At 66.7% G+C, this 24,539-nt stretch carries 20 protein-coding genes and 1 pseudogene; 6 read left to right on the top strand and 15 right to left on the bottom strand.

Features of this window, described 5'->3' with window-relative positions; all coding sequences use genetic code 11:
• Positions 1-60 precede the first annotated feature (60 nt).
• Genes CHB99_RS28790 through CHB99_RS28775 form a run of 4 tightly spaced genes read right to left on the bottom strand, consistent with a single transcriptional unit; the run spans position 61 to position 6,554 of the window.
• Complete coding sequence (locus CHB99_RS28790; protein ID WP_042125843.1) at positions 61-1,026, bottom strand: WD40/YVTN/BNR-like repeat-containing protein; 966 nt, start codon at positions 1,024-1,026, stop codon at positions 61-63.
• A gap of 10 nt (positions 1,027-1,036) precedes the next feature.
• Positions 1,037-3,445: an efflux RND transporter permease subunit gene (locus CHB99_RS28785; RefSeq protein ID WP_245655614.1), complete on the bottom strand. Its 2,409-nt coding sequence runs from the start codon at positions 3,443-3,445 to the stop codon at positions 1,037-1,039.
• A gap of 14 nt (positions 3,446-3,459) precedes the next feature.
• Positions 3,460-5,106, bottom strand: a complete 1,647-nt coding sequence (locus tag CHB99_RS28780; protein WP_346426415.1) for a DUF1302 domain-containing protein — start codon at positions 5,104-5,106, stop codon at positions 3,460-3,462.
• 23 nt (positions 5,107-5,129) lie between these two features.
• Positions 5,130-6,554, bottom strand: coding sequence for a DUF1329 domain-containing protein (locus tag CHB99_RS28775; protein ID WP_042125849.1), 1,425 nt, complete (start codon positions 6,552-6,554; stop codon positions 5,130-5,132).
• Positions 6,555-7,342: 788 nt separating this feature from the next.
• Between CHB99_RS28775 and CHB99_RS28770 the strand changes: the two genes are divergently transcribed.
• The 3 genes from CHB99_RS28770 to CHB99_RS28760 all read left to right on the top strand — a co-directional run bounded on the left by CHB99_RS28770 (position 7,343) and on the right by CHB99_RS28760 (position 10,139).
• Positions 7,343-8,377 (top strand): AraC family transcriptional regulator, encoded by a 1,035-nt coding sequence (locus CHB99_RS28770; protein WP_042125851.1) that lies wholly within the window; start codon positions 7,343-7,345, stop codon positions 8,375-8,377.
• Positions 8,374-9,450: an AraC family transcriptional regulator gene (locus tag CHB99_RS28765; protein WP_042125853.1), complete on the top strand. Its 1,077-nt coding sequence runs from the start codon at positions 8,374-8,376 to the stop codon at positions 9,448-9,450. Before CHB99_RS28770 ends, CHB99_RS28765 begins: the two co-directional genes overlap by 4 nt.
• Before the next feature lie 134 nt (positions 9,451-9,584).
• A complete protein-coding gene (locus CHB99_RS28760) occupies positions 9,585-10,139 on the top strand; it encodes a TetR/AcrR family transcriptional regulator (protein WP_042125855.1) in 555 nt (184 codons plus the stop codon).
• A 24-nt stretch (positions 10,140-10,163) separates the two neighbouring features.
• Here the strand turns inward: CHB99_RS28760 and CHB99_RS28755 are convergent, their stop codons facing one another.
• Entirely contained in the window at positions 10,164-10,763 is a 600-nt protein-coding gene (locus CHB99_RS28755; RefSeq protein ID WP_042125857.1) for a histidine phosphatase family protein, read from the bottom strand.
• Between CHB99_RS28755 and CHB99_RS30745 the strand changes: the two are divergent.
• Together CHB99_RS30745 and CHB99_RS30740 are read left to right on the top strand one after the other, a co-directional pair.
• Positions 10,762-12,201 (top strand): annotated as a pseudogene (locus CHB99_RS30745) (methyl-accepting chemotaxis protein); the annotation flags it as partial. The gene CHB99_RS28755 and the pseudogene CHB99_RS30745 overlap by 2 nt on opposite strands.
• A 102-nt stretch (positions 12,202-12,303) precedes the next feature.
• Positions 12,304-13,059, top strand: coding sequence for a methyl-accepting chemotaxis protein (locus CHB99_RS30740; protein ID WP_377698561.1), 756 nt, complete (start codon positions 12,304-12,306; stop codon positions 13,057-13,059).
• A 9-nt stretch (positions 13,060-13,068) separates the two neighbouring features.
• Here CHB99_RS30740 and CHB99_RS28745 read toward each other — a convergent pair whose 3' ends face one another.
• The 10 genes from CHB99_RS28745 to CHB99_RS28700 all read right to left on the bottom strand — a co-directional run bounded on the left by CHB99_RS28745 (position 13,069) and on the right by CHB99_RS28700 (position 23,347).
• The gene (locus CHB99_RS28745; protein ID WP_042125860.1) at positions 13,069-14,001 is read right to left on the bottom strand and encodes a helix-turn-helix domain-containing protein; all 933 of its coding nucleotides are present in this window, start codon (positions 13,999-14,001) and stop codon (positions 13,069-13,071) included.
• 74 nt (positions 14,002-14,075) lie between these two features.
• A complete protein-coding gene (locus CHB99_RS28740) occupies positions 14,076-14,852 on the bottom strand; it encodes a 2-keto-4-pentenoate hydratase (RefSeq protein ID WP_042125861.1) in 777 nt (258 codons plus the stop codon).
• Complete coding sequence (locus CHB99_RS28735; protein WP_042125864.1) at positions 14,849-16,456, bottom strand: bifunctional 3-(3-hydroxy-phenyl)propionate/3-hydroxycinnamic acid hydroxylase; 1,608 nt, start codon at positions 16,454-16,456, stop codon at positions 14,849-14,851. Before CHB99_RS28735 ends, CHB99_RS28740 begins: the two co-directional genes overlap by 4 nt.
• 13 nt (positions 16,457-16,469) lie before the next feature.
• The gene (locus CHB99_RS28730; protein WP_042125866.1) at positions 16,470-17,321 is read right to left on the bottom strand and encodes an alpha/beta fold hydrolase; all 852 of its coding nucleotides are present in this window, start codon (positions 17,319-17,321) and stop codon (positions 16,470-16,472) included.
• A gap of 28 nt (positions 17,322-17,349) precedes the next feature.
• Positions 17,350-17,952 (bottom strand): amino acid synthesis family protein, encoded by a 603-nt coding sequence (locus CHB99_RS28725; protein WP_042125868.1) that lies wholly within the window; start codon positions 17,950-17,952, stop codon positions 17,350-17,352.
• Between the two features lie 14 nt (positions 17,953-17,966).
• Positions 17,967-18,416: a VOC family protein gene (locus tag CHB99_RS28720; RefSeq protein WP_042125870.1), complete on the bottom strand. Its 450-nt coding sequence runs from the start codon at positions 18,414-18,416 to the stop codon at positions 17,967-17,969.
• Between the two features lie 15 nt (positions 18,417-18,431).
• Positions 18,432-19,466: a WD40/YVTN/BNR-like repeat-containing protein gene (locus tag CHB99_RS28715; protein ID WP_042125872.1), complete on the bottom strand. Its 1,035-nt coding sequence runs from the start codon at positions 19,464-19,466 to the stop codon at positions 18,432-18,434.
• Between the two features lie 12 nt (positions 19,467-19,478).
• Positions 19,479-20,273 carry an SDR family NAD(P)-dependent oxidoreductase gene (locus CHB99_RS28710; RefSeq protein ID WP_042125874.1) on the bottom strand — a complete coding sequence of 265 codons (795 nt, stop codon included), beginning with the start codon at positions 20,271-20,273 and terminating at the stop codon, positions 19,479-19,481.
• Positions 20,274-20,304: 31 nt separating this feature from the next.
• Complete coding sequence (locus tag CHB99_RS28705; protein ID WP_042125876.1) at positions 20,305-21,795, bottom strand: aldehyde dehydrogenase family protein; 1,491 nt, start codon at positions 21,793-21,795, stop codon at positions 20,305-20,307.
• Between the two features lie 10 nt (positions 21,796-21,805).
• On the bottom strand, positions 21,806-23,347 hold the full coding sequence (locus CHB99_RS28700) for an acetolactate synthase large subunit (protein ID WP_042125878.1): 1,542 nt from the start codon (positions 23,345-23,347) through the stop codon (positions 21,806-21,808).
• Between the two features lie 231 nt (positions 23,348-23,578).
• On the opposite strand from CHB99_RS28700, the gene CHB99_RS28695 reads away from it, so the two are divergent.
• Positions 23,579-24,313: an IclR family transcriptional regulator gene (locus CHB99_RS28695; protein ID WP_042125881.1), complete on the top strand. Its 735-nt coding sequence runs from the start codon at positions 23,579-23,581 to the stop codon at positions 24,311-24,313.
• Positions 24,314-24,539: the final 226 nt, after the last annotated feature.

Genomic DNA, 24,539 nt, shown 5'->3' with positions numbered 1-24,539 from the left:
GAAGAGATACCTTAAGAGGTACTTGCAGACGGAACCGGGCGCCGCACAGCGGCGCCGGACTCAGTGGGAAGGCAGCGCGGCTACCCCATGACGGGAGAACAGCAACGGGCCGGCGTCCCCCCCGGCCAAAGCGGCGGTGAGCGACACACCGTCGGCGCTGCGCGACTCCTTGAAGGTTCGGCCACCGTCAGCGCTGCGGACTTCCAGGCCATCGAGCCCTACGGCAAGGACTTGCTCGCCCTGCACCACGATGGCGGTAATCGAGCTGCGGCCTTCGAGCGGAATCCGCTGCCACGCCGTGCCGTCGGCCGTCCCCCGCCACAAGCTGCCGCGCTGACCACCCAGCAGCAGGCTGCCGTCGGCCAGCACCGCGCCCGTCCAGAAGGTGCCCTCGTAACCGGTGTCGAGGTAGCGCCAGGTCTGCCCCTGGTCGTCGGAGCGCAGCAGTTGCCCACGCTCGGCGGTGGCATACAGCGCGCCATGACCATCGACGAACAGGCTCATCAGGTTGAGGTCGGCACGGCTGGCGCCCGCGGGCGCCGCAAGGGTGCGCTCGGTCCAGGTCGCGCCGCCGTCCTCGGTGGTCAGCACCAGCGACCAGAGCCCTACCGCCACCCCCCGCCGCGCATCGAAGAAGTGCACGGCGAACAGCGGCCGGTCTTCGTCAGGGGTCAGGCGCTGGACCTGCCAGTTCTCGCCACCATCCGTGCTGGCGAGAATCGCCCCCCAGTGCCCCACCGCCCAGCCGTGACTGGCGTCACTGAAGCTGACCCCGGTCAGGGTGCTGGAAACGGGTACGGCGCTGGCCTGGCGGTAGCTGTGCCCCTTGTCGTCGGAGAGCAGCACCACGCCATGATCGCCCACCGCGACCACTCGTTCCCCGGCCCAGTCGGCGCCCAACTGCATCGCCTGGACGGCATGTGCCATCGGCACGGCCGGCACCGGCGCCGGCGCGGCGGCCAGCGACGAGGCCATGGGCAGCGCCGCCAGCAGCGCCACGCCCAGGATTGTTTTCAGGTATCCCATACCGCTCTCCTCAATGCGCCAGCGCGCCAATCATGCGCACCGGGCGCTTGCGCGGGAAAATCCGCTCCAGCCAGACCGCGAACGCCGGCAATACCGTCATCGCCATGACCATGTTGACCATGAACATGAAGGCCAGCAGCTTGCCCATGTCCGCCTGGAACTTCAGATCGGAGAAGGCCCAGGTGGCGACGCCGACCGCCAGGGTGATGGCCGTGAAGATGGTGGCCATGCCGACCTCGCGCAGGGAATGGGTCACGGCGATGCCCACCGGCTGACCACTCGCCTGGTGCAACTGGATGCGGTTGTAGATGTAGAACGCATAGTCCACACCGATACCGACAGCCAGCACCATCACCGGCAGCGTGGCGATGGTCAGGCCGATCTGCAGTTCCTTCATGAACCAGTAGCCGATGAAGGTACCGATGGTCAGCGGCAGGCAGCACACCAGCACCGCGCGCAGGTCGCGATACACCACCAGGACCAGCAGGGCGATGGCGGCATAGACGTACAGCAGCATCGGCGTCTCGCTCTTCTCCACCTCCTCGTTGATCGCCGCGATCACCCCGGCATTGCCCGAGGCCAGGCGCACGGCGACACCCGGCAACGGCTGCTCGGCACGGAAGGCCTTGGCCGCGTCGATCACCCGGCTGATGGTGGTGGCCTTGTGGTCAGCCAGGTACAGGTGCACGGCGGTCATGCTGCAATCGGTACGCATCAGGCCTGCCGTGCGGCCCACCTCGGCGGCCAGCGACGAGTAGTTCATCGGGTCGATCGGCACCGCGCTCATCTTCGGATTGCCTTCGTTGTAGCCCTCGTTGAACTGACGCATCGCCGTGGAGAACGACGCCACCGAGAGTACCCCCGGCACCCCTTCCATCGCCCAGACGAAGCGGTCCTGATACTGCCCGAGCTCGACGTCTTCGCAGGCATTGCCGCCGCCCGCGGCCAATCGCTCGGGCTGCACCTCGAACACCACGCTGAGCCAGTCCAGGCCAATGTCGTAGTTGTTGGCGATGGACAGCGCATCGCGGTTGAAGCGCGAGTCTTCGCGCAGCTCCGGTGCGCCGGCCTGCAACGAACCGACCACGCGATCGTGGCTCTGCCACACGGCCGTGGCGAACACCAGCAGGGCAACCACCATGACCCAACGGGCATAGCGCCACTCGGCCAGCTTCGCCGGGCCCGTCAGCCAGCCCGCGCGGCGTTGCCGGGAGACTTCCTCGGCGGCCGCATAGCGCGCGTCGACCTTCAGCATCGAGGCCACCAGCGGCAGCATGATCAGGTTGGTGACGATCTTGAACGCCACCCCGAGCGAGGCGGTGATCGCCAGCTCGCGGACCATCGGGATGGGGATCAGGAGCAAGGTGACGAACGACACGAAGGCCGTCACCAGGGCCAGGGTACCCGGCACCAGCAGCCCCCTGAAGCTCGAACGGGCCGCCACCTGCGCGCTACTGCCGGTGGCGATCTCGCGGACGATGTAGTTGATCTGCTGCACCCCGTGGGACACCCCGATGGCGAACACCAGGAACGGCACCAGCACCGCCAGCGGGTCGAGCCCGTAGCCCAGCAGGCGCAGGCTGCCGAACTGCCAGATCAGCGAGGTCATCGAGCAGCCCAGCGCCAGCAGGGTGAAGCGCAGCGAGTGGCAATACCAGTACACCGCCACCGCCGTCAGCAGCAGCGCCAACAGGCAGAACTCGATGACCGCCGCCGCGCCGTCGGCGATATCGCCGATCTGCTTGGCAAAGCCGATGATCTGGATCTCGAAGCCGGCATCCTCGAAGCGCTGGCGGATCTGCTCCTCCAGCACCCGGTTGTAGGCCACGTAGTCCAGGCGCTCGCCGTTGGCGTCACGCTCGTTGAGCTCGGCGGTGATCATCGCGCTGCTCTGGTCACGGGACACCAGGGTGCCAATGAAGCCACCCTGGGCGGTAGAGTCGGCGATGCGGGCAATGATGTCCGCATCCAGACGCTCCGGCGTCACCGTGCCGGGCACCAGCGGATCGGCGCGGAAGCCGTCCTCGGTGATCTCGTTGACGAACGCATTGGGCGTCCACAGCGAGCGCACGCTGCCGCGCGAGACGCCCGGCAGGAACGTCACCGCCTGGGTGACATCGGACAGTCGGCGCAGACCCGCCTCGGTCCAGATGTTGCCCTGGCGGGCCTTGACCACGAAGGTCAAACGGTTCGCGCCGAGCAGATCGCCACGGTACTGCTCGAAAGTGGCCACGTATTCGTGGCCGATCGGCAGCTGCTTCTCGAACCCGGCATCCATGCGCAATTGCACGGCAAACCAGGCCATCACCGCGGTAAACAGCGCCAGCAGGATCAGGACCAGACCGCGGTGCCCGAACAAGCCGGCCTCGATGCGCGGCAGAACGCCGCGCACCGGTTGCTTCGATACATCAATAGACATGTTCACGACAAGCCTCACAGGGTGCGCGACAGAACCACACCGACATAATCACGATCACGCAGCAACTGGTCGTACGGGGTATCACCGCTAAAGAACTTCGCGTAGTTGAAGGAAACCTGCCAGCTGGCCGGGTTGCGCACGAAGTTGAGGTACAGGTTCATGCTGCTCGCGTCTTCGGTGAAGGTCGCCGCCAGGTTCGGCGTACGCCCGCCCAGGGAACGCGAATAGAAGATCCCCGGGGTCACCTGCCAGCCCGGCAGCAAGGTGCCGTCGTAGGTCACGCTGAAGTCCAGGTTGATCCCCGACGAGGTCTTGTCGCCATGAGCCTTCGGTGCAGTGGCGGGATCCAGTTGCCAGGTGTTCGCGCCCGCGGCGACCAGCTCGCCGTTGTAGCTGTCGTGCAGCCCCGGGTACTTGATCACCACCAGCTCGGTCAGCAGGGTACCGGTGCTGGCCCCGACGAAGTCGAGAAGGTCCGGAGAGTTGGACGGAGTGAAGCTGTACAGGCCGGTCAGGTGCCACTGGAACTTCTTCTCGTCCTTCCAGCATTTGCCGCCATTGTTGCTGCACAGGTCGATGACCGGGTTCAGCGATACCGCGTCCTTGGGCCGGTAGGACAGCTCGGTGCCCACCGCCCAGTCGCCGATCGGCATGTTGGCGCTGATGCCGTAGAGCATGCGGTCTTCCGGATACACCCACTTCTGCGACAGGGCGAAGGTGTCCGGGTCCAGCAGACGCATGGTCAGCGACGGCAGCTTGTCGTGGTAGCGCATCACGTACGCGCCGAAGTTGACATCGCTGTCCTGCGGCTGCCAGCGCACCGACAGGCCCCACTGGCCGCTGTCACGGGCTTTCTTGTCGTCGAAGCCGTAGGCGCCCATGCCCTTGCCCAGCGCCGGGGTGTAGTTCCAGTAGCTGCCGACCGGCGGCAGTTCGCTCTTGTTCCAGGCGAACTGGTAGTAGGCCTCGACGTTGACCCCGGAACCGAGGCCGGAAGCGACGCTGAGCATCGGCGCCGGCAGCACGGCCTCCTTGAGCTGCACACCGGGGCGCGCCAGGGCCTGCAGATCGTAGGCGTTGGTGTTGTTGATGCCGCCCTGCACGAACAGGCTTTCGCCCCAGTTGATCACCTGGTTACCCACGCGGGCACGGACGCGCTGGTCACCCACATCGAAGCCCTTGCTCACCCACAGGTCGAGCAGGCGGGCCTTGAACTTGAGGTCATCGCGGGCCGAGCTGGTCAGGCCATCGCTGCCTACGCCCGGTGGTGTGTTGAAGGACAAGGCGCCCGTGGTGTCGGTGGCGGCGAAATCACGAATCCAGCTGCCGCGGGCCATGAAGGTGAAGTCCTCGGGCAGCTTCAGCAGCAGCTCGTGGGTGCCCTTGAGGTAATGGGTGAACAGGTCGCCCTTGTCGTAGTTGAGGTCGCCCTGATCGCCGACGCCGGACGTCTGCGCCAGGCACCCGGTGGGTGGATGATGGCCCGTGGCCCCCTCATTGATCAGGTTGCAACCCTGGGACTCGGTGCGGATGCCCATGCCATAGGAAATCGTCGAATCGAACGACCCGCGGACGGACTCGGTTTCGAAGGTGAACCCCATTGCCAGGGGAGTCATGCACGCAATAGCAAGGCCTGAAGCTTTTGTGATTGTTCTTTTCATGTCGGCGCTCTAAAGGTGAAGGATCAACGTTCGCTGATGGCTCGCAGATTGTCGGAAGTATAGAAGTCACGCTTCAGACGAGGATTGCCAGTGCCCTCGGTCAGCCAGCGATGGTCTTTCTTGCCAACGCCGATGGAGGTCATGTCGTAGAGGTAGCGGCCATCGACCAGGTTGTACTGGGCCTGGGCTTCCATATCGCAGGTACCGGTCTCGTACACCGGAATGGTGTAGCCCTCGCGGACCTTCCAGATCTGCCCCTGCTTGTCGTAGTCGACCGCCATCAGACCGTTCCAGCTGTCCTCGTCGATGTAGAACACGCGCTTGGGTGCCTGGTGGCGCATGCCCTCACGCACGTTCGCCTCGACCACCCAGACGCGGTGCAGCTCGTAGCGACGGGACGTGGGAGCGATGGAGCTCTGCTGGGCGACATCCTCGATACGCGCCGAGCCGTCATAGGCCCCGAAGGAGTTGTAGGGCACCAGCAGTTCCTGCTTGCCTACCAGCTTCCAGTCGAAGCGATCCATGGGACCGAAGAAGACGTTCGACTCATCGACGGTGTACTGGTTGTCCAGGCCGATCTGCGGCGCATCGTAGGAATAGGACGGCATGCGGCGCACACGACGCTGGCCGGGGAAGTAGTAGAAACTGGTGGCCTGTTCGCCGGCCTTGGTGGTGATCACCCCGGCCTGCCCTGCCAGAGCTGCGGGCTCGTTGTAGTTGAAGTAGGTGGCGAGTTCCAGGCGGTCGAAGGAGGAGAACAGCGCACTGCCCTTCTGGCCCCACGGGGTATAGATGAACCAGTCGGTGGAGGTGCGCAGCCAACTGCCGCCCGCCTCGCGCGGCGACACCCCGGAAACGGTCTTGGACATATCGAAGCCGACGCCGCGGTAGCGCATCTTCATGTTCCACATGACCTCGGCGCCCGTGGTCGGCATGGGGAACGGAATGCCCGGCACGTGGGCTTCCTGCAGGGCCACGCCACTGCTGTCGAGGGTGGCGAAACCGACGTTCTTGCGGGTGTTCTCCACCACGAAGTCCGGTGCACTGCAGGTGCGCCGCGTCGGGTAGACGTCCATCCGGTAGTCAGGGATCTTCTTGAACAGTTCCAGCTGGCCGGGCGACAGCTGCTTGGCATACTGCGCCACGTTGGCGGCGGTGATGCTGAAGAGCGGCTTGTCGTCCTTGAACTTCCAACGCTGACCGCGTACGTCGCCATAGCTCCAGCCCGAATCCTGCTTGCCGGGCTCCACCCAGGCGGGTATCGCACCATTGCCGCCGGCGGCGACTTCACCCCCCAGCGGGGTCAGTTTGCTGCCCAGTTGCGCGGCATCACCCCCGGCAGCCTGGGCCGCACTACAGGCGAGCAGGGTCGCGAATGCCACCACCAACGGCCTGATTGCTCCGACTGAAGCGAGACCGATATCAAGGCGCTGAATCACATGTTTCATTGGAAAGTCCTCATTAGCTCTGAACTGCCGCCAGCCGTTTCCTGCCTCGAAAACGGGCGGCGACCAGGTCTGATCAACTACCGGTTCTGGTGCCGGACAACATTGCACCAAGCAAACCGGATGCCAACCCGATTTATGAAATTTTTATTATCTAAATCAATGACTTACAATTTTTATAACAGTTGATACGTGATACTTAAAGACCCAATTTCGTGCACTCGTGCAGCACAGCCCGCACCAGAATTGTGAATTAACGAAACAATCGTTACTCAAATGTCGCGCAGTCACGGACGCAGAACCGCGCAACGCTTGGTCAGCGATTGAGATCGAGAGGGTCGTTGCTTGGGACGGCGCCGGAACGGCCAACCGCCAGGAGTGCGTCGGCGTTACAGGCTGCCGAGCAGATGCCCACCATCGACGACCAGGACGCTCCCGGTCATGAACGCACCGCGTTGCTCACCAGCAGCGGGAAAAGGCCATCGAATTCATGAAGTTCAGTCGGGGCCGCATGGGCACCGTGCCGTGGAGGGAGGGAGAAACCGCGGGCAAAATCGTCAATCATGAAGACCTCGAACATTGGATTCGAAAGCGCCTGGACACTGCCGAACCGACGGTCCGATGCCCTTGCCTTGACGAGTCTGCTTGCCATCGCCCGGCAAAGCTTCGCAAATCGCGCCAGTCGTCATTCAATTGATGACAGCCCGGCGGCCAGCCCTCGCAGCCTGTCAGCGGCCTGCTAGCATGGCCGCGCAGCGTTTGACAGCCCCCTACCCCCCAGGGCCTTTGATATGAGTTCGTTCGTCCTCGGTATTGCCCTCCTGGGCTTTCGTGAATTCGCCAGCAGCCAGGGACTGGACCCCGAGCAATTGCTGAAAGCCGCCGGCGCCGCGGACGACCAGCCCGGCGCCGCGCTCAGCGGCGAAAGCTTCGCCGCCCTTCTGGAACGGGCCGCGGAGCAATCCGGCAATCCGCTGTTCGGCCTGCAGTTCGGCCTGCACCAGGGTTCCGCGGCCCTCGGCGCGCTGCTGCATGTGGTGCGCAGCGCGCAGACCGTCGGCGAGGCCCTCGACGCGCTGATCCGCTATTTTCCGACCCACAGCAACGGTGCGGCGCTGCGCCTCGAACAGCATGGGCAGCAGGCCTGGCTGATGTACGACATGACCGATGGGACGGTGCCCGCGGCGCGGCAGACGGTGGAACTGGCGATGGCCATCGGCGGCAGGATCATGGAGGCCCTGCTGGGGCGCGCCTGGCTGCCCCACGAACTGCTGCTGCGGCACCCGCCGGGTGCGCGGCCGCCCAGCTACCGCGGGCTGCTCGAAGTGCTGCCGCGTTTCGACAGCGCGGTCAACGCCTGGGTGTTCGACCATGCCCTGCTGAAAATCCGCATCAGCGCGGCGGACAATGGCCTGCAGCACCTGCTGAAACGGCATTTCGAAGACCTCTCGAACCTCGACCTGCAGACGCTGCCGGGCTACGTCGAGCGGCTGATCCGCAATGGCCTGTTCGCCGGCGACATCAGCATCGAGCACATCGCCGCACAGCTGATGTTCAGCCCGCGCACGCTGCAACGCTACCTGCACACCCAGGGCACCAGCTTCCAGACCTTGCTCGACAGCACCCGCGAAGCCATGGCCAAACGTTACCTGTGCGACTCCAGCATCAACCTGACGCAATTGTCCGTGCTGCTCGGCTACACCTGCCCGGGCACGTTCTCCCGGGCGTTCGCGCGCTGGTGCGGGGTCGCCCCGCAGAAGTGGCGCAAACACTACCGACGCACCCAGCAACTGGCCGTCATGGACGCGCACGAGGACACTCCGTGAGCCTCACCCCGGGAACGACCCCGGCCAATCCCTTCATTCGTGCGCTGGCCTTGAGCAACTTCAGCGAGTTCGCCACGGCCCAGGGGCTCAGAGCCAGCGAGCTGCTGCGCCACGCCGCCCTGCCCGCCGACATCGAGCAAAGACCGGAGACGCTGCTGGCGTACCGCCGCTACTGCACGCTGCTCGACCTCTGCGCGCGACACACCGACAACCCCTTGTTCGGTTTGCTGTTCGGCCTGCATCAAGGGCTGGCGGTGTTCGGCGACCTGCTCTATCTGATCTGCAATGCCAACACCGTCGGCGAGGCACTCCTGGAACTGCGCGACAACTACGCGGTGAACAACGGGGCGCTGGTGATCAGCTACACGGAAGCGGAAGAGGAGGCCACCCTGGCATTCTCCGCCGCCGGCGAACCCTGTGCCGGCGACTGCCAGGCCGAAGAGCTGGTGTGCGCCGTGCTCCTCAAGCTGCTGCGCGCCGTGACCAGCGCCGACTGGCAACCCGCGCGCCTGATGATCGCCCACCCGGCGCTGGCGCCCGAGGCGGACTACCGCACCGTGCTGGGGGTGTCGCCGGTGTTTTCCGCGACCTGCAGTGGCCTGGTCCTGCCGCGCTCGGTGCTGTCGTTGCCGCTGAGCACCACCGACACCACCCTGCACCGGATGCTCAGCGCGCACATCGGCCGGATGGAGCGCCTGGCCCCCGCCGAACTACCCGCCTGCATCGAGCAACTGCTGCGCCATCTGCTGCCGGGCGGGCGCGCCACGCTGGACAAGGCCGCCAGCTGGATGGCGGTGAATCCGCGCACCCTGCAGCGGCGCCTGGAGCAGGAAGGCACGTCGTTCCAGAGAGTCCTGGACAAGACCCGTCAGGCCTTGGCCTGTGAGTACCTCAATGATCCGGCGATCAGCATAGGCCGACTCGCCGACCTGCTCGGGTATGCCGACCCCAGCGGTTTCAGCAGGGCATTTCAGCGCTGGTTCGACACCACTCCACTCACCTGGCAGCGCCAGCACGGACCGGCCAGGCAGCCACGGCTGCTGCGCGGGCGCAAGTTGCATGATCCGACATGACCCGGGGAGGCGCGTCGTAGAGCAAGCCGATGAATCTCATATGATTCAAATGAATCATTTTTCAATCGAATGGATGCCAGATATGCGCATTTGCTTCACAATGCCGTGCACAGTCAGCACTGCGAGCCATTCCGATGCCCTCTCCCGCCAGCGACGAACGCCTGCTCAAAGCCCTCGCCGATGCCATCGTCGTCCGTCCCCGGGCCACGCTGAAGGAGCTGGCCGAAACCGCTGGCGTCAGCAAGGCCACCCTGCATCGCTTCTGCGGCACCCGTGACAACCTGGTGCGCATGCTGGAGCGGCATGGTGAACAGGTCCTGAGCCAGATCACCCGCGATGCCGACCTGCGCCAGGCCGAGCCGCTGGCGGCGCTGCACCACCTCGTCACCGAGCATCTCAAGCATCGCGAGATCATGGTCTTCCTGCTGTTCCAGTACCGTCCCGATACCTTCGAAGACCAGGAGACGAACCGCCTGTGGCAATCCTATGCCGACGCCCTCGACGCCTTCTTTCTGCGCGGTCAGCAGGCCGGGGTGTTTCGCATCGACATCAGCGCCGCGGTGTTCACCGAGATGTTCCTGAGCATGGTCTACGGCGTCGTCGATGCCGAGCGCCGGGGACGCGCGGCCAGTGCGAACTCCGTGCAGACCCTTGAGCTGCTGTTCCTGCAGGGCGCGCTGGCGCCCTGAGCGATCGCCGCCGCTGCCCCGGCCTCACGGCATCGGCAGCGAGTCCCTAAGCCGCTCGGCATCGAGGCTCGGCATCTGGAAATGCTCCAGGGCCAGCAGGTTGCCGTTCGACAGCTGCCAGTCGTAGAAATCCGCAAAATCCCCTTTGCTCAAGGCGCGGATCACTTTCGCGACGAAGCCATGCGCGACCAGCAGAAGCCTGTGCGACGGGTAGGTTGACGCCAGCTCAAGCAGGCCTTCGCGCACGCGCTCGACCACCTCGGCGATCGACTCGCCGCCGGTTGGCCCGGCGTCCCACTGGCGAGTGATGTTGCGCGACCACAGTTGCGGATAACGCGCCCTGGCTTCGGCCTGGGTCAAGCCCTCGAACACCCCGACATCGCGCTCGCGGAAGCATTCCATTATCCGCGGCGCAAGCTGCAGTTCCTGGTTGAGGATGCTCGCGGTTTCCAGCGCTCTCAGACGTGGAGAAACGACCAGCGCGTCGAACTGCGCGGGCAAGGCGCGGGCAAGCGCCCGCGCCTGCTGGCGGCCTGTCTCGGTCAGCGCCGGGTCAAGCGATCCCAGGTAGCGTTGCTCGGCATTGGCCCAGGTTTCCCCGTGGCGCACGACATACAGATGCATGAATTCCCTCTCCGCGCATGAAAGGGCGCCATCGTACCCATCCGCTGTCGCGCCGCCCAGCGCGGGCGGCGAATTGTACGGTCGAAGGCATGCCGGGGTTTTCGCGTCGCGCGGCGCATCACTGCCAATTCGGGATGACGGCGCGCGCGCCGGTCCACCTATGATCGCTGCGCCAACAAGAACAACAACCCGCGGCGCGCCCGTCGTCCCGGCCTCCCGCCCGCGCCCTGCCCGACCACAGGAACCCACCATGCCTTCGAGCCTCCAATGGCGCATCACCCTGCTCAGCGGGCTATGCCTGCTGGCCGTTGTCGTTTCCATCCTCGGTGCCAGCCTGGTGCAGACCCGACAGATCTCCGAATCGCTCAAGCAACGCAGCACCGCGGCATTCAGCGAGTTGGCCGTGGCGCGCCTGGATGATAGGGCCAGCGCCCAGACCCTGCGCATGCAGCGCTTCTTCGAGGACAACCGCACCTACGTCGAGGCATTCGCCGAACAACTCCTGCACCTGCAGGCCCTGCATGAACAAGGTGCGCTCAGCGCCGAAGCGCTGCGCCGGGAGATCGTCGCCAGGGCCGGCACCACCCTGGCCCGGCGCCCGCTGCTGCTCGGGCTGTACGTGGTCTACGCAACTGACGCCCTGGACCGCGCGGACCACGCCTTCATCGACCGCGCCGCCCTCGCCGGCAACGCGAGCGGCCGCTTCGCCCTGTACTGGTCGCAGGCCCGGCCCGGACGAACCCAGCAGACGGTGCTCAGCGAAGACAACATCCTGCTCAACAAGGCGCCCGCCGGGGTCGAACCGGACAACAGCTGGTACGACTGCCCGCGCACCACGGCCAAGGCCTGTGTCGTGGAACCCTACACCGTGGACGTGGAAGGCCAGGACACCCTGATGAGCAGCATTGCCCTGCCCATCGTCCGCGACGGCCGGGTGATCGGCGTAGTGGGCGTGGATATCAGCCTGGCGACCCTGGCGGCGCTGACCGACTCGCTGCGCAGCCAGCTCTACGACGGGCAGGCGTCGGTCAGCCTCACCTCCGCCAGCGGCATCAGCGTGGCGCAGGCTCGCGGCAGCGAATCCGCCAACGACGCCGAAGTCGACAAGGCCTTCGCCCCGATCGACGACGCGCGCCCCTGGCACCTGCATATCCGCCTGCCCCAGGCCCTGCTGCAGGCCCCGGCCCTGGGTCTGCACCAGGCGTTCGACCAGGCCAGCGGCGAAGCCAACTGGCACAGCCTCGGCTGGGGCACGCTGTTCGCCCTGCTCGGCCTGCTGGTCCTGGGCTGGTCGGCGCGCACCGCGACCCGTCCCCTGCTGCAGGTCGCCGATGCCCTGGACCGGGTGGTGCAAGGCGACGGCGACCTGACACAACGCCTGCCACGCCGCGCCGATCGCGAGCCCGGGCGCCTGGCCGATGGCTTCAACCGCTTCCTGGAGAAACTGCAACCGGTGATCCAGGCCATCCAGCAGGCCGCGACCCAGACCGGCCTCGGCGCCCGCCGCAGCGCCAGCATCAGCGCCGACGTCACGGCCGCCATGCATCGCCAGCACGACCAGGTCGAGCAGACCGTCACCGCCCTGGTGCAGATGGGCAGCAGCGCCCAGGAGATCGCCGATCGCTCGTCCCGCGCCGCCCACGCCGCCAGCACCGCGGAACAGGCTACCCGCAGCGGCCTGCTGCGCTTCGACGAGACCCGCCGGGGCATCGCCGAACTGGACGAGCAGTTGCAGGCGACCTTCGTCCGCATCGAGGCACTGGCCAACAGCGGCACGCAGATCGACCAGGTGCTGGACGTGATCTGCACCCTGGCGCAGAAAACCAACCTGCTGGCCCTCAACGCCGCGATCGAGGCCGCCCGTGCTGGCGAGCAGGGACGCGGCTTCGCCGTGGTCGCCGATGAAGTGCGCCAGTTGGCCACCCATACCCAGAAGTCCACCGCGGAGATCCGCGAGGTGGTCGAGCACCTGCGCGACCTCAGCCGCCAGGCCCTCGACGGCATGCTCGCCAGCCGCACTCGCACCGTGCGCGTGGTCGAAGAGATCGACCAGTCCCATGCCCGCCTGCACGCCATCAGCGCCGAGGTCGACACCATCGAGCGGATGAACCGGCAGATCGCCACGGCCACCGACCAGCAGCACCAGGTGCTCGACGCCATCACCGGGCGCATGAGCGACCTGCACGGCATCAGCCAGGAACTGACCGCACGCATGGACGAATCCAGCGAACTGAATCGCACCCTCTGCGAACTGGCGCAGCACCAGCAGACGCTGCTGGCCCAGTTCAGGACCTGAAGCGACGACTCAGTGGGACTTGCGCGGGGTGGCCGAGGGGTACTCGCCGAACAGCTCGCGGTAATGTGCGGCGAAGTGACTCAAATGGAAAAAGCCCAGGCGGCCCGCCACCTCGCTCACGTTACCTTCCGCCACACTGCTGCCGAGCAGGGCCCGGCGCACGACGTTGAGGCGCACGTTGCGCAGGTACTCCACCGGGCGCAGACCGGTGATCTGCTGGAAGCTGTTCTGCAGGGTGCGCCGGCTGACCCGCAGGCGCTCGCAGATGTCGAGGATGCTCAGCGGTTGCTGCGGCTGTTCGAACAGCAGTTCCTGGCTGCGCCTGACCAGGTAGGCGCTGACCGACAGGTTGCCGCGACGGCAACGGACTTCGTCCTGGGCCTCCAGGAACAGATCGAGAAAGGCTTCGAGCAACAGGTTTTCCAGCTGTTGTTCGGACAGGCCCGCGCCCAGCGGCGCGCCGAACAGCGCCACCACCCGGCAGCGCAGGCGCTCCAGCGCCTCGGCGCTGACCGAGACCTGGGACGAGGTTTTCAAGCGCTTGAGCTGCTGATCGTTCAGTTCCAGTGCCGCCTGCTGGGCAAAGCGCACGATATCGAGATTGGCCGCGAGAAACTGCATGCCTTCCGGCGCATGCAGGATGAACTCCTCGCCATCGCGCAGCAGGGCCACGCCACAGGAAGCCACCTCGTGGCCCTGCATCACCGGCGGGCGCGGGGTGTCCATGGAGATGGCGATGCACAGGCGTCCTTTCGGTGCGCAGCCCTGCTGCACCACGCGCTTGTCGAGCACCTCGCGGAACACCTGGAAGCGCGTGCCGCACAGCTGCGTCAGCTCGCTGGAAAGCACACCGCGACCGATCTGGTCGTAGGTCTGCTCCCAGCCCATGATCGAGCCCGCATGCAGTTGGGAGTCGTTGAAGTTTCGAGTTTCCGCGAACATGTGCTGGCGCCCCTTTACGCTGTGAGCGGAGTCAGGAAGGTTCCCGGCACCCTCCCTGAATGCCGGGATCCCGTTCAGGCCGGCAGCGCCGGCGTGAAAGTCAAAGCCAGTTCCGTGCCAGACATCGCCAGCCGGTAGTCGCCGGAGGTCAGTGCAAGGGGCGCGAGCAAGGCGCCGGAAAGGATCACCTGGCCAGCCTCCAGGGCATGACCATCCTCCAGCAGGCGTCGCAGCACCCAGCACAGGTTGCGCAGTGGCGTGTCGTCGCGGGCGCCCAGGCTGCCCTTGGCGAGCAGCGCATCGTCGCGGTACAGCGCGTAGTCCAGGCGCGCGGCCAGCGTGGCATCGAAGGGCTGGCGTCGGCCCAGGCAGAAGGCCGCGGCCGAGGCGTTGTCGGCGAGAAACGCGCCGGCGCCGAAGCGCCAGCCCTGCCAGCGGCTGTCGGCCACCTCGAAGGCCGGGGCCATGTGGCCCACCGCGGCGAGCAGTTGCGCGTCGCTGTACTCGCCCGCCGGCAGCGCGCGGTCGAGGACGAAGGCCAGTTCGATCTCCAGCTTGGGCTGGATGAAGCGTTGCAGGTCCACAGGACGCCCGGCGTCCACCTGCATCACATCGGTCAGCGCGCCATACACCGGCTCGCTCAGGCCGAAGCGCTCATAGGCGGCCTTCGAGGCGAAGGCGACCTTCCAGCCCACCAGCGTCTCGCCGCCGTTGCGTCGCTGCTGCAAGGCCTGGCACAACAGGCAGTAGCCCTGCACCACATCCAGGCGCTCGCCCTCCTCGGCCGGCAGCGGCGCCGCCGCGACGGCCGCCTCGCGCAGGCGGCTCAGCAACTGCCGGGCCAGGCTCATGACAGTTGCTCCTGCAGCTTGCCCAGCACCGCATCCAGGCGCTCGGGGGTAGTGATCGCGGCGATGAAGCGATCGGGGCGGATGACCACGATGGAGTCGCGCACGCCACCGAACCAGTTGCCCAGGCGGTTGTACACGTCCTCCACGCTGATCGCGCCCTCGGCCTGCAACGGCTGGTTGCGGGCCGGGCCACTGCGGGAGCGGTTGACCTGGATGAAGCGGGTATCCCATTTCGCCCAGTACGCGCGACGCTCCGCGGAAAGCGTCTCGACCGGGTTCACCCGGTAGCCGAGCACCGCATAGGAATGCCCTAGCACTTCGTCCAGGCGGGTGCGCTGGCCGTCGGCCGTTTCCACCTCGGGCTGGATGAACAGCTGGCCGACCAGGTCGTCCTCGCGCAGCTCGGCGCGCTCATGGAAGACCAGGCCCCTGGTGATGGTGGCCTTGGGCTTGAACTTGAACTCCAGCAGGTGCGAACGCAGGTTGTCGACGCTGTTCACCGCCTGGAACAGCCAGTCGCGCACACCGGCCATCAGCGGGTTGGTCAGGCCGAGCACGGCGCCCATGTTGTCGGCCAGGGCGATGAGGTCGGTGGCATGCCCGCGGCGCTCCTGGTCGTAGCTCTGCAGGATGCGCGGCGCGGCCTTGCCCTGGAGGATCGCGGCGATCTTCCAGCAGACGTTGGCCACGTCGCGCAGGCCGGAATTGAGCCCCTGCCCGGCCCACGGCGGGGAGATGTGCGCGGCATCGCCGACCAGCACCGCGCGCCCCTCGACGAAGCGTTGCGCCACCCGCGAATTGTGCGTGTAGGCGCGAATACGGACGATCTCCAGGGCGTCCACGGCGTCGCCGATATGGCCGCGGATCAGCCGGCGGATGTTGCCCTCCTCGCACATGGCCTCCTCGTTCTCGCCTTCGAGCAGCATGAACTCCCAGCGCCGCTGCTGGTACGGCAGATAGATGCACACGAAAGGCCGCTGCGGGTCGGCATGCAGGGCGGTGAACGGCGCGTCCAGGGAGTCGTTGCGGGTATCGATCACTACCCATTTGCGCGGGTGGGTCAGGCCTTGCAGCTCGATGCCCAGTTGCTTGCGCACCGAGGACCGGCCACCGTCGGCGCCGATCAGGTAGTCCGCCTGCAGCTCGTACAGCTCGCCATCGCTGCCTCGCACCTGCAGGGTCACACCGGCGTCGTCCTGACGCAGTTCGAGCATTTCATGGCCCTGGCGCAACTGCACCCCGGGATGCCGCGGCAGCGCCTCGCGCAGGGTTTCCTCGAGCAGTTGCTGCATGAAGATATTGCGCATCGGCCAGCCGTATTGCGCCACGCTCGGCTTGACCTCGGCGAAGCACACGCCGCGGGCGTTGTAGTAGCGCAGCGGCACGTCGCAGATCATGTCGCGCACCGCGCGCTCGGCGATGTCCACGCCCTGCAGGACCCGCAGGGCTTCGTCGTCCATGCCTACCGCGCGGGGGTACGGCAGGATGCCTTCGGCCAGTTCCAGCACCACGCACTGGATGCCGTAGAGGCCCATATAGTGGGCGGCGGTCACCCCATTGGGGCCGCCGCCGACAATCACAACCTGGGTTGTTTCCCGTTTCATGACACTCACCGTTTCATTGTTGTTGGCTCAGGTCCAGGCCATCGAGAAAGGCCTGGACTTCACGGTTGAAGGCCGCACCCTGGTCGTCGTGCACATAGTGGCTGGCATCCTCGATCACCGCCGTGGCGACCCGTGGATTGCACTCGCGCAGCGCTTCCAGCAGCGGCGCGGGGAGGAAGTCCGAGCGCGCGCCGCGGATGAACAGGGTCGGGCAGTCCAGGGCGCGCACCGCAGGCCACAGGTCGATCGACGGGATGCTCAGGCGCGCCGTGGCGATGCCCTGCTGGTCGTGTCGCCAGCCGACCCCTTGCGCGACCTCGCGCATCGAGTGGCGCAGGCGCGAGGCCAGGCCCTGCGCCGAGAGGCCGGGCCGCGACGCACGCCAGAAGGCCTCGGCGGCGGTCCAGTCGGCGAACAGCAGCGGCGTCTGCGCCATCTCCCGGCGGATCCGCGCCGCACCGTCGCCCGCGCTCGACGAGCCCGGGCCGATGTCCTCGATGATCAGCGCGCGCACCCGCCCCGGATTGCGCCGCACGTACTCCAGGGCGTTGGCGCCGCCGAGGGAATGGCCGATCAGCACGAAGCGCGTGAAGCCCAGGTGCTCGACCAGGTCCTCCAGGTCATCGACATAGACCTCGGTGCGGTAGCTCTCGCTGGCCGCCCAGTCGCTGGCGCCACGCCCGCGCTGGTCGAGGGCCACGCAGTCGAAACCGTCGCCCAGCGCCGCCACCAGCTCGTCCCAGGTCTGGGCATAGGCGCGCAGGCCGTGCAGCAGCACGACCGGTATGCCGTCGTTGCGGCCGTGACGCAGGTAGTGCAGGCGCAGGCCGGCGCGGTTGTGAAAAAAGCAGCTTGCTGCAGGCATGGACGGACTCCCCTGACCGGATGCGTGTTCAGACCAGACCGTTGTCGCCCTGGATATCCGCGGCCGCCAGGCCGCCCAGACGCGCACGCAGGCGGCCGCGGGTAGCGAAGGCCCAGATGATGATCACTTCGTCCGGGGCCGGACCGTCGCCGAACGACAGCGAAATGGTGTCGTAGTGCGAGCGCACGTACAACGCGTCCTTGTGCGCCAGCGGCACATCGATGGTGGCCCCCGGTCCGCCGCGCTTGCCGGTGGACGGCACCCACGACTTGCCGCCGCCCAGGGCCACGCGCACCGGGTCGGCCGCCGGGTTGGTGAGGAAGGCGTTGCCATGCTCGTACTCGCCCTGACTACCCACCAGGCAGGCCTTGCCGTAGCTGACCACGGCGCGCTCGCCGGCCAGTTCGCGGATGCGCCGGCCGAACTCCTCGCCGAGCAGCGGCGAGGGCTCGACCAGGGCGTCGAGGTTCTCGCTGAACTGCCCGGCGAACGGGTTGTGGATCACCGCGGCGATGGCGTACTTGAACAGCGCCTCGCCATCGGCCAGCTGGCCGGACTCGTTGGCCAGGGTCTCTTCGACGAAGCTGTGCCACTTGCGGATGTGATAGCCGGCGAAATTGGTCGGTTTCATCAGGTTGCTCCTTGTCACAGTGGGTCCAGGTTGAAATGTCGGCTCGGCGCGCCGGCGGCCTTGAAGCGGGCCTTGGCCAGGGCGTCGTCGTGTTCGGTTTCGAGGAAGAACTCCAGGCGGTTGCCGTCCGGGTCGTTGAAGTACAGGCCGTTGCCGATCTCGTGGTCGGTGATCTTGACGATCTCCACGCCCTTGCCGAGCAACATGCCGTAGAGCTGGCGCAGGGTGGTCATGTCGCCGGCGATCTCCAGGCCGTAGTGCTGCAGGCCCAGGCCGCCCTGCTGCGCGCCCGGCGCGGCCTTGATCAGGGCGATGTCGTGGTGCTTGGCGCCGAAGGCCATCATGATCCAGCTCTCGCCCCGGGCGCTTTCATGCATGCCGAGCACGTCCGCGTACCACTGGGCGGAGCGCTCGGGGTCGCTGACGAACAGCGACAGATGGGTCCGCACGATGTCGATCTTCATGCTGGCAACCTCCGTTCACTTGATCACGGACTGGTGTCCGGCCTTGATCGTCGCCACGGCTGGGGTCCAGGCCACGTCGGCGATCTCGCTGAATTCGCGCCAGTGCTTCTGCCAGCTGTCGCCACCGTTTTCCGAGGTGAACAGGTGGCCGTACTTGGTCCCGGCGACGATCTGCCGTGGATTGACCGGGTTGAACGCCACCGCCCAGACACAGGAGTTGGGTTGCTGCGGCAACGGCAGGATTTCCCAGCTCAGGGCCGCGTCGCGCGAGACCAGGACCTTGCTGGTGGTCCCCGGGGTGCCGTCGGAAATGCTGATGTACAGCGTGCTTTCGCTGCCCAGCGGCGCACTCATGACCCGCGCGTAATACAGGCCGAACGCCTCCCTGGCGATGATCCCGGTCCAGGTGCGGCCTTCGTCGAGGCTGCGGTAGATGGCGTTGACGCACACCACCACGATGACCTTCGCGCCGTGGTTGGGCAGGACCAGGATGTTGTGGATGTCGGAGTTGAAATCCCACAGCAGGCGGTCGTCGACACGCTCGAAGCTGTCGCCACCGTCGCGGCTGTGGAACAGCCCGCCCTCCTCCAGGCCGAACCAGACCTGATCGCGGTCCGTCGGGTCGTAGGCGAAGGCCAGCAGCCGCGGACGGTTGACCCCGTCGCAGAACTCCGGGATCTCCACCGGCACGCGGTACCAGCTGGCGCCGCCATCCAGGGTGCGCCAGAGCACGGCGCGGGACGGCGCGCCGGTGCCGACGAAGATGCGCTGGCTGTCCAGCGGGTCCACCGCGACCTTCCACACCGTCTGGCCGTTGAACGGCGACTCGACGCGCTGCCAGGTGCCACCGGTATCGCTGCTGATGCACAGGCCGATATCGGCGCCGACGTACAGGGTCTGCGGCGCCTGCGGACTGAAACTCAGGGACCGGGTGATGGCATCGAATTCCAGGGCCTGGCCGACACCCAGGCGGTGCCAGCTGCGGCCCTCGTCGGCGCTGCGGATGACCGCCTGGCCCACCGTGGCGACCAGCAGGGTTCCATTGCTCATGCTCTGCACTCCTTAGATGAAGATGCCGCGGGTCAGGCCGCCGTCGATACCGATGGACTCACCGGTGATGGCGCCGGCTTTCGGCGAGGCGAGAAAACCGATCAGCCAGCCCATTTCCATGGGTTGCAGGGTGCGGCGGATCGGGGTGGCGTCGATGTAGCCCTGCTCGACCTGTTGCGGGGTCTTGCCCTGCTTGAGTCCTTCGCGCTCGTAGAGTTCCTGGATATGCGGGGTGTCGACCACGCCGGGGTGGATCAGGTTGACGGTGATGCCATCCGGGCCGAGCTGGTCGGAGAGGGTCTTGGTCATGTGGGCGATGGCCAGGTTGCGCATGCCCGAGAGCACCTTGCTGCCGCGCCCGGTCAGGCCGCCGATATTGATGATGCGCCCGAAGCCGCCGGCCTTCATGTGCGGGGTCACCGCCTTGGCGCAGCGGAAGTAGCCGATCACCTTGGTGTTGAGGTCGGCCAGCAGTTCGTCGTCGCCGGCATGCTCGATATCGTTGCGCACCACGCCGGACGGCGCCGCCGCGCCATTGACCAGGATGTCGATGCGGCCGAAACGCTCGCGGGTCTGCTCGACCATGGCGCTGACCGCCTCCATCTCGTTGGTGTCGCAGAACAGCGGCAGCACTTCGTTGCCGGTCTCGGCGCTGATCTCGGCGGCGGCCTCTTCCAGGTAGGACATGCGCCGCGCGCAGATCACCACCTTGCAGCCTTCCTGGGACAGAAAGCGCGCCACTTCCTTGCCGATACCCATGCCGCCGCCGGTGACGATGGCGACGCGGCCTTGCAGTTGCAGATCCATGTTGATTCCTCTTGTCGTGTCGTGTTGTGAGTCAGGCCAGGTCGACGAAAACGCTTTTCGTCTCGGTGTAGGCATCGATGACGTTCTTGCCCATTTCCCGGCCCCAGCCGGATTGCTTGTAGCCGCCGAAGGGCGAGGCCGGATCGACCACGTTCCAGCAGTTGATCCACACCGAGCCGGCCTTGAGCCGGGCGGCCAGGCGATGGGCGGCGCGCAGGTCGTTGGTCCACAGCCCGGCGGCCAGGCCGTAGGGCGAATCGTTGGCGCGGGCCACCAGCTCTTCCGGTTCGGACCAGCTCATCACCGTCAGCACCGGGCCGAAGATTTCCTCGCGGGCCACGCAGGCACGCTCCTGGCGGTCGAGAAACACGCTGGGCTGGATGAAATGGCCACGCTCCAGGTGCGCCGGGCGCTGGCCGCCGCAGATCAGCTCGGCGCCCTCCTCCACACCGCGGCGCAGGTATTCCCGCACGCTGTCCAGCTGGCGCTGCGAGACCAGCGGGCCGAGGGTGCTGGCCGGGTCGAGGCCAGGGCCGATGACATGGGCGGCGGCGTGGCGGCGCAGCTCGTCGAGCACCGCGTCGAGCACCGACTCGTGCACGTACAGGCGCGAACCGGCGGTGCACACCTGGCCCTGGTTGTAGAAGATGCCGTCGGCGGCGCCCTTGGCGGCGCGGACGATGTCGGCATCCGGCAGGATGATGTTCGGCGACTTGCCGCCCAGCTCCAGCGAGACCTTCTTCATGTTGCCGGTGGCGGCCTGGGCGATCAGGCGACCGACCTGGGTGGAACCGGTGAAGGCGATCTTGTCGACATCGGCGTGCTGCGCCAGCGGCGAGCCGGTGCGCACACCCTGGCCGGTGATCAGGTTGACCACCCCGGCGGGGAAACCGGCGGCCTCGATCAGCTGGACCAGGCGGATGGCCACCAGCGGCGTCTGCTCGGCGGGCTTGAGCACCGCCGTGCAACCGGTGGCGAGCACCGGGCCGAGCTTCCACACGCACATGGTCAGGGGGAAGTTCCACGGCACGATCAGCGCGCAGACCCCCACCGGCTCGCGCAGGGTGTAGTTGAGCACGGGGTTGCCGCTGGCCGGCGACACCGGCAAGGTGCTGCCCTCGATCTTGCTCGGCCAGCCGGCGAAGTAACGGATGATATTGGCCGCGCTGGCCGCCTCGGCGCGGGCATTGGCGATCGGCTTGCCGTTCTCCAGGGTGATCAGTTGCGCCAGTTCTTCACGGTGGGCCTCCAGCAGCTCGGCCAGGCGCAGCATCAGCAGGCCGCGACGGGCCGGCTGGCACTGCCGCCAGGGGCCTTCGAAGGCCGCCCTGGCCGCGCCGACGGCGGCATCCACGTCCGCTTCGCCGGCCTGCGCCACCTCGTTGACCAGGCTCTGGTCGGCGGGGTTCTCGACGGCGAAGCGCTCGCCGCCGGCGGCGTCCTGCCAGGCGCCGCCGATGAACAGCTGGCCTGGCCGGGACAGCACGTCACGGACTTCGGGAAGTATCTGCAGTGTGCTCATGACGGCCTCCTCACAGTGCCATTTCGATCAGGAACGGCGCGCGGGACGCCTTGGCCTCGGCCAGCGCGCGGTGCAGCTCGCCATTGCTGCGCACCGTGCAGGCCGGCACGCCGTAGCCCTGGGCCAGGGCCTTCCAGTCCACGCGCGGGCGGTCCAGCTCGGTCAGGCTCAGGGCCTGCGGGCCGAACTCGGTCACGCCGAAGCGGCGCAGCTCGTTCTGCAGGATCGCGTAGCGGTGGTTGGCGGCGATCAGGATCACCACCGGCAACTGCTCGCGGGCGATGCTCCACAGGGTCTGGATGGTGTATTGCGCGCTGCCGTCCGACTGCAGGCAGAACACCGGGGTGCCGCGCTCGGCCAGGGCCGCGCCGAAGCCCACCGGGATGCCCTGGCCGATCGCGCCGCCGGTATTGGTCATGACCCGGTGCCGCTCGGCACGGGCCGAGGCGGTGAAGAACGGGTAGCCACAGGTGCCGCCCTCGACCGAAACGATGCTGTCCCTGGGCAGCGCCGCGGCCAGCACCCGTCCGACCGACTGCGGCGACAGCGCCTCGCCGGCATCCGGCAGTTCCACGCCAATCGGTGCCGGCGCGCAGGCCGGGGCTTCCAGCGCATCGGCCAGGGCCGCCAAAGCGCCGCTGACATCGTCACCCACCTCGGCCAGGTGCAGCAGGCGATCGCTTTCCGCCAGCCGCGAGGGAATGCCCTCGTAGCCGAAATAGCTGATCGGCTCGGGGACGCCGGCGCAGACCACGGCGTCGTACTGTTCGAGGATGCCGATGGCCACTTCCGGGAAGTACGGCAGGCGATCCAGGTCCGGCAGGCCGCCGCCGCGATGGCTGAGGCGCGGGAAGGTTTCGGCGAACAGCTTGACCCCCGGCAGTTGCGCCAGGCGCCCGGCGGCCAGCAGGCCCGCCTCGCCGAGGCCTTCGTCGCCGACGATGAACACCAGCTTGCGCCCGGCGCGCAGGGCCGCGGCGACGCTCTCGACGCGGTCGCCGGCAAAGCGCCGGCGCGGCGCGCTCAAGGTGCTGAAACGCGGCGCCTGCGCCACCTCGCGGGCCTGCAGGTCCATCGGCAGGATCAGGCTGGCGATCTGCCCGGCGGGCTGCCAGGCGGCGCGGATGGCGCTTTGCAGATCGTGGGCCAGGCCATCGGTCGACTTCGAGGTGCGTACCCAACCGGAGACCGCGCCCGCCAGGGCACCGATATCGCTGGCCAGCGGCGGGTCGTAGTCGACGTGCCAGGAGGCGTGGTCGCCGATCACGTTGACGATCGGGGTGTTGGCCCGCCGGGCGTTGTGCAGGTTGGCGATGCCGTTGGCGAAGCCAGGGCCCAGGTGGGTCAGGGTCAGCGCCGGGCGTCCGGCGATACGGCCGTAGCCATCCGCCGCGCCGGTGCAGACGCCTTCGAACAGGGACAACACCGGCTTGAGCGACGGCTCGTTGGCCAGTGCCGCCACCAGGGGGATTTCGGTGGTGCCCGGATTGGCGAAGCAGTATTCGATCCCGCTTGCCACAGCCGCTTTCACCAGTAGTTGCGCGCCATTCATTTTCAGCCCTCTCGGAATTTTCGGCCGTTGCAGATGGAGAGATTTATCACACAAACAAAATATCAAAACAATAGAAATTTAAGCGATTTACTCATAATTTGAGATTTATGCAAAATCAGACGCTTTTTAAGCACGGCTATCGAGCTGTTTTTCTCAGGCCAAATGCCCTATCCTTCGCCCCCATCGCCGGCCAGTGGCCGCACCCCTACCGCCCGAGATTCCAGGAGCAAGATGAGTAGCCTGAGCAAGATGCTGAGCGTGCTGGACCTGTTCAGCCCGCAGACCCTGAAGATCGACCCGGAGACGATCGCCGAGCGCATGGAGCTGTCCCGGGCGACCGTGTACCGCTATGTGAAGGACCTGTGCGACGCCGGCCTGCTGGTCCGCGTCGATGCCGGCAGCTATGGCCTGGGGCCGCGGATCATCGAGCTGGACTGGATGATGCGGCAGTACGATCCGATCCTGATCGCCGGCCGCGAGCTGATGCACGGGCTGTCCGAGGAGACCGGCCTGGCGGTGTTCGCCAGCGTTTTCTACGATGGCCGGATCATCAACACCTACATCGCCGAACCCACCGACACCTACCAGTTCGCCTTCGGCCGCGGGCAGCCGTTGCCGTTCTTTCGCGGTGCCCAGTCCAAGGTGTTGATCGCCTACCAGAAAGGCCGGCGCCTGCAGCGCCTGTTCGACGAGCAGATGGCCGGCGACCCGCACAGCCCCTACGACTGGGACAGCTTCGCCAAGGCCGCGCGCAAGATCCGCAAGGACGGCTATTGCGTCACCCATGACGAACTGAACCTGGGCCTGACCGGTATCGCCGCGCCGATCATGGTCGCCGGCAGCGACGAAATCCTCGGCAGCCTGGCGGCGGTGGGCACCAGCGCCAACTTCCAGTTGCTGCGCCAGGAGGCGGTGACCGAACGCGTCGTCGAGACCGCGCGGCGGATCGCCGCCAACCTGGGCTGATGCCGAACCTGATCCGGCATGGGGTGCGCTCCAACTAACCGCTTGTAGGAGCTGGCTTGCCTGCGAAGGACCTGTAGGAGCTGGCTTGCCTGCGAAAGGATCTGTAGGAGCTGGCTTGCCTGCGAAAGGATCTGTAGGAGCTGGCTTGCCTGCGAAAGGACTGCGAAGCGGTCCCAGACAGCGGTGAGGTCCGGGACCGCGTTGCGGTCCTTTCGCAGGCAAGCCA

The organism is Pseudomonas japonica (assembly GCF_900188455.1).
Classification (GTDB): Bacteria; Pseudomonadota; Gammaproteobacteria; order Pseudomonadales; family Pseudomonadaceae; genus Aquipseudomonas; species Aquipseudomonas japonica.
This window is presented reverse-complemented; position numbering and strand designations above follow the sequence as displayed.